11 protein-coding genes are annotated in these 13,302 nt (G+C 62.7%); 8 read left to right on the forward strand and 3 right to left on the reverse strand.

Going from position 1 to position 13,302, the window contains the following annotated elements:
* Positions 1 to 24 precede the first annotated feature (24 nt).
* A complete protein-coding gene (locus CH275_RS28075; RefSeq protein WP_037146810.1) occupies positions 25 to 261 on the reverse strand; it encodes a hypothetical protein in 237 nt (78 codons plus the stop codon).
* A gap of 564 nt (positions 262 to 825) precedes the next feature.
* Between CH275_RS28075 and CH275_RS28080 the strand changes: the two genes are divergently transcribed.
* The 5 genes from CH275_RS28080 (at position 826) to CH275_RS28100 (ending at position 8,964) form a co-directional block, all read left to right on the forward strand.
* Positions 826 to 1,335 carry a hypothetical protein gene (locus CH275_RS28080; protein ID WP_052057729.1) on the forward strand — a complete coding sequence of 170 codons (510 nt, stop codon included), beginning with the start codon at positions 826 to 828 and terminating at the stop codon, positions 1,333 to 1,335.
* A 163-nt stretch (positions 1,336 to 1,498) separates the two neighbouring features.
* Positions 1,499 to 2,140 carry a hypothetical protein gene (locus CH275_RS28085; RefSeq protein WP_052057730.1) on the forward strand — a complete coding sequence of 214 codons (642 nt, stop codon included), beginning with the start codon at positions 1,499 to 1,501 and terminating at the stop codon, positions 2,138 to 2,140.
* Positions 2,141 to 2,308: 168 nt separating this feature from the next.
* Positions 2,309 to 2,890, forward strand: a complete 582-nt coding sequence (locus CH275_RS28090; RefSeq protein ID WP_256986477.1) for a hypothetical protein — start codon at positions 2,309 to 2,311, stop codon at positions 2,888 to 2,890.
* Positions 2,891 to 3,106: 216 nt separating this feature from the next.
* Positions 3,107 to 8,032 carry a DEAD/DEAH box helicase gene (locus tag CH275_RS28095; RefSeq protein WP_094634730.1) on the forward strand — a complete coding sequence of 1,642 codons (4,926 nt, stop codon included), beginning with the start codon at positions 3,107 to 3,109 and terminating at the stop codon, positions 8,030 to 8,032.
* Between the two features lie 155 nt (positions 8,033 to 8,187).
* Entirely contained in the window at positions 8,188 to 8,964 is a 777-nt protein-coding gene (locus tag CH275_RS28100; protein WP_242640282.1) for a GIY-YIG nuclease family protein, read from the forward strand.
* Positions 8,965 to 8,978: 14 nt separating this feature from the next.
* Here CH275_RS28100 and CH275_RS28105 read toward each other — a convergent pair whose 3' ends face one another.
* Positions 8,979 to 9,533, reverse strand: coding sequence for a recombinase family protein (locus tag CH275_RS28105; protein WP_037190569.1), 555 nt, complete (start codon positions 9,531 to 9,533; stop codon positions 8,979 to 8,981).
* A 218-nt stretch (positions 9,534 to 9,751) separates the two neighbouring features.
* Between CH275_RS28105 and CH275_RS28110 the strand changes: the two genes are divergently transcribed.
* The 3 genes from CH275_RS28110 (at position 9,752) to CH275_RS28120 (ending at position 11,752) form a co-directional block, all read left to right on the forward strand.
* The gene (locus CH275_RS28110; RefSeq protein WP_237606111.1) at positions 9,752 to 10,195 is read left to right on the forward strand and encodes a bleomycin resistance protein; all 444 of its coding nucleotides are present in this window, start codon (positions 9,752 to 9,754) and stop codon (positions 10,193 to 10,195) included.
* Between the two features lie 118 nt (positions 10,196 to 10,313).
* Positions 10,314 to 10,748 (forward strand): MerR family transcriptional regulator, encoded by a 435-nt coding sequence (locus CH275_RS28115; RefSeq protein ID WP_094629840.1) that lies wholly within the window; start codon positions 10,314 to 10,316, stop codon positions 10,746 to 10,748.
* Positions 10,745 to 11,752 carry an arsenic resistance protein gene (locus tag CH275_RS28120; protein WP_094629841.1) on the forward strand — a complete coding sequence of 336 codons (1,008 nt, stop codon included), beginning with the start codon at positions 10,745 to 10,747 and terminating at the stop codon, positions 11,750 to 11,752. Before CH275_RS28115 ends, CH275_RS28120 begins: the two co-directional genes overlap by 4 nt.
* A 236-nt stretch (positions 11,753 to 11,988) precedes the next feature.
* Here the strand turns inward: CH275_RS28120 and CH275_RS28125 are convergent, their stop codons facing one another.
* Complete coding sequence (locus tag CH275_RS28125) at positions 11,989 to 13,230, reverse strand: Nramp family divalent metal transporter (protein WP_094629855.1); 1,242 nt, start codon at positions 13,228 to 13,230, stop codon at positions 11,989 to 11,991.
* Positions 13,231 to 13,302: the final 72 nt, after the last annotated feature.

Consider the following 13,302-nt stretch of genomic DNA (forward strand, 5'->3'; position numbering starts at 1 on the left):
GTTCGGATGGGTGAGCGGGCAGGGTCAGTAGTCCTCGTCCCAGTGCTCGCCTGCGTAGGTGGGGTCGAAGTCGGCGGGTGCGTGGGCCGGGTAACGGCGGCGGAGGTCGTCCTCGAGGTCGAGACGGCCTTGCCAGTGCTTGTCGCACCTCGGATGCGATACCCCGGTCCCGGACAGTGCGTCCCGGTATTCGACGTCACCGGTGCAGTCGGGGCCGTCCGCGATGCAGGTGACGGCGTCGGTGTTCGTGGTCTCGGTCATAACTGTTGCTGCCCTTCGGAACTCGTGCCGGGTCGGTGTTGCGTCCTCCCCTGCGTTCTTTCGCCGTCATCTGGCGTGGGGAGAGTAGGCGGCGCACGGGAACGGCGTCCTGCCCCTGGGCCGGGAAGTTTTCAGCCGGAGGCGTTCGTGAAAAGTTCTCGGCGCGCCCGCAGGGCCGGAGCATCGCGGAGTCAGGGGTGGGTAAGGCGGGCACGGGTGACGCAGACTCGATGGCAGCCAGATGCCCGAAAGAACGATGCTCTTCTACGGTGCGGAGCGCAGCGGAGCTCCACTCAGGGGACACCGCAGGTGGCCGGCACCGCCGGCAGGCGGAATGCGCGACCGCTCGTCGATGTCGTCAGATGGCAACCTTCCACCTGTGGAGCACTTCGGGTAACTGTGCGGGAGCGACGGGGACCGACCACGCTCGGTGTCGCGGTAGCGCCGCGAGGCTCGCTGGTGAGGCATACTTCTGCGTGCTCCAACAGGCATGATGCTTCAGACTATTAATAAAACTAGCTATAGTTCGTGCCACGAAGCTGGATAGTTTGCTACGTTCTCAGCATGACAACCAACGAAGACACAGTGGCAGTGTTCACCGGCAAGAGCCTCGACTCGATTCTGGGTGAGGGTGGGTCGCAGTCGTGGAAACTGGATGCAGCGCGAGCCAGGAAGTGCCAGTACGTGGTGTGCACGCAGAATGCACACAACGTCGAGGCGTATGCGGACGGCACCGAGGATCATGGGAGCGCTTTTTTGGTGGGGCGGATTTCTCGGCTGGTTCCCGCGACGGACGATAGGCCCGACCGGTGGAAGATTCAGTTCAGCGAGTACGCCCACATCAGCGTCCCTGATGTCTGGACGGGTGACCGAAATCCGGTGCGGTACACCACGTTGGACGATCTGGGAATCGACCTGGCGGATGCGAATTTCGAGAAATTCGACGATCAGTCCACGAGTACGCAAGCACCGACGACGGAGGTCGCCGCGTTGACGATCCGGCAGGCGAAGGCCGGTCTGGCGAAGACGTACGACGTCGATGTCGACGCCATCGAGATCGTCATCCGCGGATAGCCGAACGTCCGCCTGACTGTCGCAGGCGGCACCGGAACGTGTGTCGACTGCCTTACCCTCGCCCGTACGACGGACTGTGGGCGTCGATGACGAGATCTGTGTAAATAGGTCGGCGCTGGCCGGTAACGTCCGCTCTCATCGACCCAGAAGGGATCCACCGTAAATGGCGACGACGGACGCAGGCGATGTCGAGGTGCTCGTCGGTTACCTCACGGCTGAGATCACTGAGATGCACGCTGCCCCGGACGGATGGCCGGGGCATGTGGAATTGGCGTTGATCGATGCGGTCCTGTCGATCAGAGCGGTCTACGGAGTCTCTGCCGACACGGGCGTACGCGGCGCGATCAAGCGGTACAAGGCCGAGTCCGGCAGGCAAAGTTGGGACGACCTCGGTGTACTGGGCGAGGCCGACCCGCAGTGGCTTCAGACGGTGCTCGGCAATAAGCAGAAGACCGGGGGTGTGCCGAAGGCTGAGGCGATTGTCTCTGCTGCCGGCCGGCTCGCAGCGTCGGGCGCGCGCCACGCATCCGACATCGATCGGGACTCGGCAGCGCAGCGAGCCGCGTACTGCGGAACTCGCGGCTTGGGCCCGGTGACGTGGGACTACTTCCTCATGCTGGTCGGCCACGACGGCGTCAAAGCCGACACTCTCGTCACTCGATTCGTGGTGGAGGCGTTGGGTCGCAGACTCGGGAGCGAAGAAGTCTCACGGCTGGTGACCGACGCTGCGAGGCGAATGGACATGCCGGTGTCGGCACTCGACCACTCGATCTGGCGGCACATGAGTAGACCTCGGAAGAGCTAGTTCCGTTCACCTGTCCGATCGAGGGAGAATTTTCATGGCCATCGATTTCGAGTTCATCGGCATGTCGACCCATCGAGTGCGATGCTGCACGACCACCACGGGACCCGGTATGCGGCCGACGTGGCCGAATGCTCGTCGATCGAGCTCACGAACCGCTTCGACTCACTCGTGACAGCACCGAAGAGTGGCGACGAGCCCTTCACGCAGCAGGGGCAGTCGATCGGATCGGATCTTCACCAGTTCTGGCGTTGGGCGTGCTCGGATCTCATCGGGAACGCCCAACGCGGTGTTCTCGCCGAATACATCGTCGGACTCGCACTCGGATGCGTAGCCGATGGAGTCCGAGTGGAGTGGGATGCTTCTGATCTACTGACCGAAGGGGGAATTCGCGTCGAGGTGAAATCGTCTGCGTACCTGCAAAGTTGGAAGCAGGAGAGGTTGTCGACGATCAGCTTCGGGATCCAGCCAACGAACGGCTGGGACGCGACGACGAACACAATTGCCGCGCAACGGAAGCGGCAGGCCGACGTCTACGTCTTTTGCGTCTTCAAACAGACTGATCGGTCCACCGCTGACCCGCTCGACCTAGACCAGTGGGACTTCTACGTGATGTCCACCCAGCGCCTCAACTCCACGTTCGGGGAGCAGAAGTCGATTGTGTTGAGCAGTCTGCTCTCGCACGATCCCGTCGAATGTTCGTTCTCCGGACTCGCCAGTGCTGTCCAGGCCGCCGCGCGCGAACAATCCTGACTCCGACCGAGCAGGCTTCGTGGCGGCACGCCCCTTCGCACTCGAGGATTCGACACCGGAGCGTCCTGCGTCTGCGGCTCGACCAGGAAGACTCCGCTGGGCCACGACCTCTTCAGTGACCGAAACGCCGAAGAGTCCCCGTGGATGGCGGTTGTCGTCGATGTAAGCGGCATACTCGGTCTGATCGTCCCCGACGTTGAGGTGGTTTCGGTAGTCATGGCGAGTGTGCACGAGGTTATCGAAGCGTTCCGCGGTGAGCCGTCGAATTCGGAGCGGGGCACCAAGTTCGAGCAGCTGATGGTTCGATACTTCGAGCTCGATCCGACGCTGGCGCAGCAGTACGAGCAGGTGTGGCGGTGGATCGACTGGCCCGACCGTCAAGGTAAGGCCGACACCGGCATCGACCTGGTCGCCCGCGAACGCGACACCGGCGACTACACCGCGATCCAGTGCAAGTTCTACGAACCGACCACCACGTTGAGCAAAGGCGATCTCGACTCGTTCTTCACCGCCTCCGGACAAACATTTCCCACCGCCGATGGGGATCGGTCGTTCACCAACCGCGTGATCATCTCCACCACCGACCGGTGGGGAAAGAACGCCGAAGACGCCATCAACCACCAGACCATCCCCGTCCAACGGATCGGTCTGGCCGAGATCGCCGAAGCCCCGATCGACTGGGACATCGCATGGCCGCAGGGCGAACTGACGGTCGAGTTGAGTGAAGCGATCCGCAACGAACCCCGCCCACACCAGGTCGAGGCGATCGACGCTGTCTTCGCCGGATTCTCCGCCGGCAACGACCGCGGGAAACTGATCATGGCCTGCGGAACCGGAAAGACGTTCACCGCACTCAAGATCGCCGAACGCACGGCAGCCGAAGCCGGCGGCAGTGCACGCATCCTGTTCGCCGTCCCCTCCATCTCCCTGCTCTCGCAGACACTCCGAGAGTGGACCGCACAAACCCAGCTCGACATTCGCGCGTTCGCCGTGTGCTCGGACTCGAAAGTCTCCCGCTCCGCCGAGGACTACAGCACCGTCGACGTCGCGATCCCGGTGACCACCGACCCCGACAACCTCGCATCGCACATGGCGCACCGCAAACGCTCCAAAGGACTGACCGTGGTGTTCACCACCTACCAGTCCCTGCCGACGGTCGCTGCGGCGCAAGGACTGGGGGTGGATGCGTTCGATCTGGTGATCTGCGACGAAGCGCATCGCACCACCGGTGTCACCGTCGCCGGCGCGGACGAATCGAACTTCGTCCGCGTCCACGACGCCAAGTTCCTCAAAGCATCACGGCGGCTGTACATGACGGCCACGCCCCGGATCTTCGACGACGCCGTCAAGGAAAAAGCCGCCGACCACTCCGCCGAGTTGTCGTCGATGGACGACATCGACATCTTCGGCCCCGAGATGCACCGATTGTCCTTCGGTGACGCCGTCGAGCGCGGGTTGCTCACCGACTATAAAGTCATCGTGCTCACCGTCGACGAGGACCTCGTCGCAGCCCCTATGCAGAAACAGCTCGCCGGCAACTTCGCCGAACTCCAACTCGACGATGCCTCCAAGATCGTCGGCTGCTGGAACGGTCTCGCTAAGCGCGCCGGCCGCTCCCCTGACGGCGACGGGTTCGCGATCGGCGCACCCCCGATGAAACGGGCCGTGGCGTTCGCCAAGGACATCGCCGCCTCCAAGCAGGTCGCCGAAGTGTTCCCCGACGTAGTCGACGCCTACCGCGCCCTCCTCGAGGAAAACGAGAACGACGGCGAACAGGTCGACGCCACCAACCGAGACCTCGTCGTCTCCGCCCGCCACGTCGACGGCACATTCAACGCTCTCAAGCGCAACGAGCAACTGTCCTGGCTCAAAGCACCCGTCCCCGAGGGTGAATGCCGCATCCTGTCCAACGCACGCTGCCTGTCCGAGGGCGTCGACGTCCCGGCCCTCGACGCCGTGTTGTTCCTGCACCCCCGCAACTCCGTCGTCGACGTCGTCCAGTCCGTAGGCCGCGTCATGCGCCTTTCCCCCGGAAAGGACTACGGGTACATCATCCTGCCCGTCGCCGTGCCCGCCGGAGTGTCACCGTCGCAGGCCCTCGCTGACAACCGCCGCTTCAAGGTGGTGTGGCAGGTCCTCAACGCCCTTCGAGCGCATGATGATCGGTTCAACGCGATGGTCAACTCCATCGCCCTCAACGCCACCACAAAACAAGCAAAAGCCGGCCAGGGGAACGATCGCCTCCTCGGCGGACACATCGGCCCGACCACCGACTCCGACGAAACGATCGGCGACGGACACCCCACCCCGGACACGGATCCGAAGCAGGACAACGGCGAAGGTGGCGGTGGCGGGGTGGCGTCGCAGATGGCGTTGTTCGCACTCTCGGAGTGGCAGGAAGCTATCTATGCCCGCATCGTCGACAAGGTCGGCACACGCGTCTACTGGGAACAATGGGCCGCCGACGTCGCCGACATCGCCGCCGCCCAGATCGCCCGCATAAACGCGCTTCTCAGCGGTGCATCCTCCCAAGTGACGGAGCAGTTCGAGAGGTTCCTCACCGGACTACGTGACAACCTCAACGACTCCATCAGCCGCGACGACGCAATCAGCATGCTCAGCCAACACCTGATCACCAAGCCGGTGTTCGATGCCCTGTTCGCCGGCCACGACTTCGCCGCGCACAACCCCGTCTCGATCGTCATGCAGCAGATGCTCGACACTCTCGGCGACGCCAACCTCGAATCGGAGACCAACGGTCTCGACTCGTTCTACGACTCGGTGCGCATCCGGGCCTCCGAAGTGACCAGCGCTGAAGGCAAACAGCAGGTCATCGCCGAGTTGTACGAGCGATTCTTCCGTGTTGCGTTCAAGAAGCAATCCGACGCTCTCGGCATCGTCTACACCCCCGTCGAGATCGTCGACTTCATCCTCCGCGCCGCAGACCACGTCTCGAAGGAGCATTTCGGGAAGGGCCTCACCGACACCGGCGTACATGTCCTCGACCCGTTCACCGGGACCGGCACTTTCCTCACCCGACTCCTGCAATCCGGGCTCATTCTCCCCGACGACCTTGCACGCAAGTACCGGGAAGAGTTGCACGCCAACGAGATCATGCTTCTCGCGTACTACATTGCGGCAGTCAACATCGAGACCACCTATCACGCTCTGGCTACCCCAAATGGCGAGGACGGGCAGTACGAGTCGTTCGAGGGAATCGTACTCACCGACACGTTCCAGATCTCCGAAGACGGCGACAGTATGGACGCGATCATGTTCCCGCAGAACAACGACCGCATCGTCAAACAGGTCGAAGCCCCGATCAATGTCATCGTAGGTAACCCGCCGTACTCGGTCGGGCAGGACAGCGCCAACGACAACAACGCCAACCTCAGCTACCCCACTCTCGACGCCCGTATCGCCGCGACCTACGCCGGCCGCTCGACGGCGCAGCTCAAGAACAGCCTCTACGACTCCTACTACCGCGCCTACCGATGGGCCACCGACCGCGTCGGCGACCACGGAATAGTCGCATTCGTCTCCAACGGAGGATGGATCGACGGCAACACGGCCGACGGAGTGCGGCTGAGCATGGCCGACGAGTTCGCCCACCTGTGGATTTACAATCTACGCGGTAACCAACGCACAGCCGGCGAACTTTCCCGACGAGAAGGCGGCAAGGTGTTCGGCTCCGGAAGCCGTTCCACCATCGTCATTTTCGTCGGTGTTAAGAACGAAAAGCACACAGGACCCGTACAGATCCACTACCGAGATATCGGCGACTATCTCGACCGCGCCGAAAAACTCCGTCTCGTTGACACGAGCACTATCGAGAACCTCGAATGGCAGAGTGTGCAGCCGAACGCGCATGGCGACTGGATCAGCCAGCGAGACAGTGCTTTCAGCTCATGGCCGGCGATCGCGAGCCGCGGTGCTACGGGAGCCGTCGTCTTCCGAACTTTCTCGGGCGGACTTAAGACCAACCGAGATAGCTGGGTTTACAGCTTCTCCTTGAACTCGCTTCACGAACAGGTCGGCAGGACGCTCACCTTCTATCAAGCGGAACTTCATCGCGCAGAGGCTCAACGGGGGAACGAACGCCTTCAGGACGTGGTGAACCGCGATCCCCAAAGTATCTCGTGGAGCAGCTCGCTGTTGTCATCTATCGACGCGCGCAGGGTCATTCGCGAAGAGACTTCTGCATACCGCGAAAGCGCCTACCGGCCATTCCAAGGAAGCCATGTCTACTTCGACAAGTCCCTGAATGACCGCCCTGGCAGGCTCCCTTCGATGTTCCCAACGCCCCACCACCGGAACTACGGCATCGTTCTGACTGGACCGGCATCACACTTCGACTTCACTCCATTTGCGACCAATCTGATTCCCAACCTGCACCTCCTGGACACTGGTCAGTTCTTCCCTCGCTACACCTACGAACGCATCGACGGTGCTGCGGGCGGCGGGTTCGACTTCGGATCGACGGCCGATACTTTTGGGGTCGATGAGTGGGGTTACCGGCGGGTGGACAACATCACCGATGAGATCCTCGAGGTCTACCGGACCGCGCTTGACGCTTCGGTGACCAAGGATCAGGTTTTCTGGTCGGTGTATGGGCAGCTGCATGTCCCCGGCTACCGGGAGACGTACGCGGCGGATCTGAAGAAAATGCTCCCCCACATCCCCACCCCTGAAAGCTTGGAGCGCTTCACCCAGCTCGCTAACGCCGGCGAGCAGCTCGGCACCCTTCATATGCAGTACGAGGACGTCGATCCCTACCCACTCGATGTCGAGATAAAGGCCGGTGTCGACGAACACGATCGTGAGACATGGCGAGTACAGAAACTGAAGTGGCGCAACAAGTCCGACCACACCGCAATCGTCTACAACTCGAAGGTCAGCCTCACCGGCATTCCACCCGAAGCCGAGGAGTACATGCTCGGTTCGCGGTCAGCGCTGGCATGGATCATCGACCGCTACCAGGTCAAGACCGACAAGCCATCGGGCATCGTGAACGATCCGAACCTATGGTGCGACGAGCACGACAACCCCACCTACATAGTCGAACTGATCAAGAAAGTCACCACCGTCGCCGTCGAGACCATGCGCATCGTTCGCGAACTCGACATCGAGAAGGCTGCCTGATGGTCCGGGCTCAGACAATCCAGATCTATCTACCCGGTGGGGATCCCGCCGGTATTCGGGTCGCGAGCCTGACCACTAGGACTGTCCGGGTCTTCGACATCCCGCGATCGCTGCTGAGCGAATTTGCAAAGCTACCGGCATCGACGCAGGTCGGGGTGTACTACCTGTTCGGAGGTAGCGATGACGAGCGGACCGCGTACATCGGCCAGACCGGGAACGTCGGTAAACGCTTAGGTGAGCATGGCGAGAAGAACTGGACCCGCGCGATGGTTGCAGTGTCGTTGACCAATGAATGGACGTCCACGCACGTCTCCTATCTGGAGTGGTTGTCGATCCGAACCGCCCAACGCGCAGACCGGTACACGCTGACCAATGGCAACGATGCGAGCAACCCGTTCACACCAGCACCGCTCGAGGCGGATTGCCACGAGTTTCTGGACACGATCTCCGTCCTGCTGACCACCCTTGGTGCACCGATCCTCGATTCGATTCGTCCAACGAAGGGTGAATCCAGAGCAGGTGAAGAATCGCCAAACCAGCCTCTGTTCTTCCGTGAGTCCGGATGCGACGCGCAGGGATACTTGACTTCCGAAGGCATTGTTGTGCAACGAGGTTCCCGTGGCCGACCGGATCTACGTGGCGCAGCTACCGAGCGCGTCAGGACTACCCGCGAGTCTCTTATCGCCAGCGGCCGCGCGACGATCGAAGATGACGCTTTCATTTTTCGCGACGACGAGCTCTTCGACAGTCCATCCGCTGCCGGCGCAGTGCTCGTAGGTGGAAGCAACAATGGACGCATCAGCTGGAAGAACGAAGCCGGCGAAGATCTGAACGTGTTAGAGGCCCGTGAGCTGGCCAGCGCTCAGGCGCAGCGTGAGGCGTCACCGGCGAGTGATTCCGTCGAGGTCGGAGCGGGAGTGCCAACCGCGTAGTTCTCCCCTCAGCTCTAGGATTGCGCAAAATGGCGGTACAGGGTTCGCCGACTCACTCCGAGGATTTCAGCTATGTCGCCGATAGTGCTGCCCTGGTTACGCATTCGGGTGGCTTCACGCTTCTTGGCGGTCGACAGTGCGGGTGGCCGGCCACCGATCTTGCCGCGTTCGCGCGCGGCGGCGAGGCCAGCGTTCGTGCGTTCGCGGAGCAGCTGCCGCTCGAACGAGGCGAGGGCACCGAAAATGTGAAAGATGAGTTCACCCCCGGCGGTGGCAGTGTCGATCTGTTCGGTGACCGATGCGAACCCCACTCCCCTGGATTTCAGCTCGGTCACGAGTTCGATCAAGTGCGGGAGGTTACGGCCGAGCCGGTCGAGCCGCCACACGCACAAGGTGTCTCCGGGCAACAGGGTGGCCAGGAGCTCGTCGAGCGCGGGCCTCGTGGTCGTGGACCCACTCGCAGTGTCGACGAAGAGCCGTTCACACCCGAACGCAGTCAGAGCGTCGCTCTGTAGCGCGGGTGTCTGATCAGTGGTCGAAACCCTGGCGTATCCGTATTTGTGCCCCACAGGGCTAGAGACTGCCACAACTCACTGACACGGCAGGTTCTGACACGATCGGTTTAGCTCACGTTTTTGGCACGACATTCGGGCTGGTCGCTTCCGCACCGGATGTCAGTTTCAGAAGTCGCGTTCACTGTGTCAGAAGTCGAATGCACTGAGCGCCAGCAATATGAGGCGGGGTCGGCTCGCCCTCCGGCTCGTCGGCGTTAGTGTTGCCTATGGGCATGTCGAAAGTGGTACCTGCGCTGCCGGTACGAGACATCGACACCGCTGCCGAGATATACGTCCGATCGTTCGGCTTCACGACCCGGTACACCGACCCGACTTTCGCGAGGCTCACCCGCGACGACGTCGAGATCCACTTGTGGGCCGCCGACGACGACAGCTGGGATACCCGTTCAGACCACGCGGCATGGCCGGTGTGCAGCGGAGCCGAGACGTTCCTTGCCGGCACCGCCAGCTGCCGCATCGCCGTGGACGAGATCAACGACCTTTACGCCGAGATGTCCCGCGCGGGGGTGCTTCACCCCGCAGACGTAGGCCGTCCCGTCTCGACAGGCTGGGGAACGACGGAGTTCGCAACTGTCGACATCGACGGCAATCTGATCACGTTCCATACCGAGAAGAGGCAACACGAGCCCAACACTCCAGGCGACGGCGCACCCTGACCCCACCCCCCTTCGAGGCAGCAACGAGCCCGACGTCCCTTGTGCTGCCGCGGACTCGATGGCGGGCCGGACTCGGCCGGTTTGCCTTCGAGCCGACTCGAACCTTTAGTCTGCGGTCATGTCTGCTCTGTTGATCTCGCAACTGTCCTCGGCAACCGGGGTGCCAGCGACAACGCTGCGCTTCTACGAGAGCGAGGGCCTACTTCCGGCGGACCGAGCCCCGAACGGCTACCGTGTCTACGACGAACGAGCACAGCAGCGATTGGCGTTCATCACCGCCGCGAAGAGCCTGAATCTCGCTCTGCCGCAAATCAAGTCGATGCTGCGTGTGTGGGAGAACGATTCGTGCGCCGCGGTGAAGTCCGGGCTGCGACCGGCACTGCGTGAACACATCGCCCGAGCAGAGGAGTCGATCGCGCAGCTGACCGTGCTGCGGGACGCGCTGACCGCCGCGCTGGTTCGTCTCGACGAGACCCCCGACGCGTCGACACCGTGCGACCCGCAATGCAGCTGGTTGGCGTCGACTTTGACCGCACCCGTGAGCGCGTCATGACCGAAACAGCGCGAACGTCGGCGGTGCAATGGTGGGACACCCACCAGATCGGCCTGTATCTACTCGCACTCGTCGCCGGCGCAGGGGTGGGGTTGTCCTTCCCCTCCGCAGCACCGACGTTCGAGCACGCCATCAATCCGGTGCTGATCGTTCTGCTCTACGCGACGTTCCTCGCAGTGCCGTTCGCCGCGATCGGCCGGTCCCTACGTGATGCCCGGTTCACCACCGCGGTGGTCGTTCTGAACTTCGCAGCCGTCCCCATCGTGGTGTTCGCACTGACCCGCATCATCGCAGGGAACGAAGCTGTCCTCGTCGGTGTGGTACTGGTGCTGCTCGCCCCCTGCATCGACTACGTCATCGTCTTCAGCGGACTGGCCGGCGCGGCATCGGAACGCCTCCTCGCCGGGGCACCGCTGCTGATGTTGCTGCAGATCGCCCTGCTGCCGTTGTGGCTGTGGTTGTTCGTCGGGGCCGAGACTGTCTCGATCATCGACATCGCCCCCTTTGCCGAGGCGTTCGTTCTACTCATCGTGATCCCGCTGGCGCTGGCTGCGGCGACGCAGCGGTGGGCGCGACGTCGACGTCTGGGCGAGCAAATCATCGAGGCGATGGCAGCGGCGATGGTGCCGGTGATGATGGTGACACTCGCGGTCGTCGTCGCCTCCCAGATCGACTCGATCCGCAGCCGTATCGACCAACTCGCCGCTGCTGCAGCCATCTTCGTGGTGTTTCTGATCGTGATGGCGTTCGTCGGTGTCGGTGCCGGGAAGGTGTTCGGTCAGGACGTGCCGGCGACGCGGGCGTTGGTGTTCTCCGGCGCCACCCGTAACTCGCTGGTCGTGTTGCCACTCGCCCTGGCGCTACCACCGGCGTTGAGCCTGGCCGCCGTGGTGGTCGTGACGCAGACCCTCGTGGAGTTGATCGGAATGGTGCTCTACGTCCGCTACGTGCCGCGTCTGGTGCCGGGCGAGACCACCGCCGCGACAGGACAGTCGACGCAGTGAGGGACGTCATCACACGCGCCGAGCGAGCATCGATGTCATGGACAAGGCGTGTGTCGAGCAACGTCCGGTCGACTGCTTCTACGGCGGGGCAATCGGTGTGCGGCGGTTCGTCCTGCTAGACCCCGACTTCGGCGGCAGAACCCACTCATGCTGATTCACCGTGCACAACACCATCACCACACGAGCGGTGATCGTCCTGAAATACAGGCGTGCAGGACACGTTCACCCGCGCGCAGTCAGGCCACGGTCAGATAGATCAGTGCAATGTTGAGTGCGACGACGATTCCCGCGATGAGCCATGCCGCGTATGCGGTGATCCGGTGATTGACATCGCTGCCCATCAGGATGCGGTCCGATGTGAACCGCACCAAGGGAATCAACGCGAACGGGATACCGAACGACAGCACGACCTGCGAGACGACCAGTGCCCGACTGGGGTCGACTCCTGCTGCCAGAATTGCCAGTGCGGGAACAAGGGTCACCAGTCGTCGCACCAGAATCGGAATGCGCTTACGTAGTAGGCCGTCCATGATCATCGCGCCGGCGTAGGCCCCGACCGATGTCGATGCAAGGCCCGAGGCCAGCAGGCCCACCGCGAACAGCAGCGCTACGACCGGCCCCAGGGTGTCCCCTACCGCTGCGTGGGCTCCTTCGATGGAGTCGACGCCCTCGCGGCCCCCCAACGTCGATGCCGCCAACAGCAGCATCGACATGTTCACTGCCCCGGCCAGCAGCATCGCCAACCCGACATCGATCCGGGTGATCCGCAACAACCGCTGACGGACAGGCCCTGCCTCGGGGTGTCCGTGCCGGTCACGTGCAAGGCCGGAGTGCAGGTACACCGCGTGCGGCATGATTGTCGCACCGAGCATCGCGGCGGCGATCAACACGCTTTCCGCGCCGTCGAACCGCGGAATCAGACCGGCCGCGGCCTCGGTGAACGATGGCGGTTCCACGACGACGCTGGCAAGAAATCCGACGGCGATGACACCGAGTAGCCCGAGAATCACGAACTCGAAGGGCCGTTGGCCCCGCCGATCCTGGACCACCAGCAAGATCATCGATACGGCCCCGGTGATGAGGCCGCCGATCAGGAGCGGCAGGTCGAAGAGCAGGTAGAGGGCAATTGCACCGCCGACGATTTCGGCGAGGTCGGTCGCCATGGCGACCACCTCCGCTTGCCCCCAATATGCCAGTCGCACAGTCCTGCTCGACTTCTCGCGGACTACTTCGGGCAGTGTCATTCCGGTGACGATGCCGAGTTTGGCGGAGAGGAACTGGACGAGACCGGCCATCACGTTCGCGGCAACGATCACCCAGACCAGCAGGTATCCGAACTGCGCACCGGCACTGACGTTGGAGGCGACGTTGCCGGGGTCGACGTAGGCGATCGCTGCGACGAAAGCCGGGCCGAGCAGAACCAGGCCCGACCGAAACCTCGAGGGCGGCCGAGACGATCGGCGCTGCAGCACAGACATGACCACACCCTCCAGCACCAACAGTATGTCAGGACCCTGAAAATATAGTTCGGCTACCCGAACAATGCAATG

It is taken from the genome of Rhodococcus sp. 06-235-1A (assembly GCF_002258785.1).
Lineage (GTDB): Bacteria > Actinomycetota > Actinomycetes > Mycobacteriales > Mycobacteriaceae > Rhodococcoides.

Coding starts and splice junctions, on each gene's coding strand:
- CH275_RS28080 (WP_052057729.1), top strand. CDS start 826: ATGACAACCAACGAAGACACAGTGGCAGTGTTCACCGGCAAGAGCCTC.
- CH275_RS28120 (WP_094629841.1), top strand. CDS start 10,745: ATGACCGAAACAGCGCGAACGTCGGCGGTGCAATGGTGGGACACCCAC.
- CH275_RS28085 (WP_052057730.1), top strand. CDS start 1,499: ATGGCGACGACGGACGCAGGCGATGTCGAGGTGCTCGTCGGTTACCTC.
- CH275_RS28125 (WP_094629855.1), bottom strand. CDS start 13,230: ATGTCTGTGCTGCAGCGCCGATCGTCTCGGCCGCCCTCGAGGTTTCGG.
- CH275_RS28075 (WP_037146810.1), bottom strand. CDS start 261: ATGACCGAGACCACGAACACCGACGCCGTCACCTGCATCGCGGACGGC.
- CH275_RS28110 (WP_237606111.1), top strand. CDS start 9,752: ATGTCGAAAGTGGTACCTGCGCTGCCGGTACGAGACATCGACACCGCT.
- CH275_RS28095 (WP_094634730.1), top strand. CDS start 3,107: ATGGCGAGTGTGCACGAGGTTATCGAAGCGTTCCGCGGTGAGCCGTCG.
- CH275_RS28115 (WP_094629840.1), top strand. CDS start 10,314: ATGTCTGCTCTGTTGATCTCGCAACTGTCCTCGGCAACCGGGGTGCCA.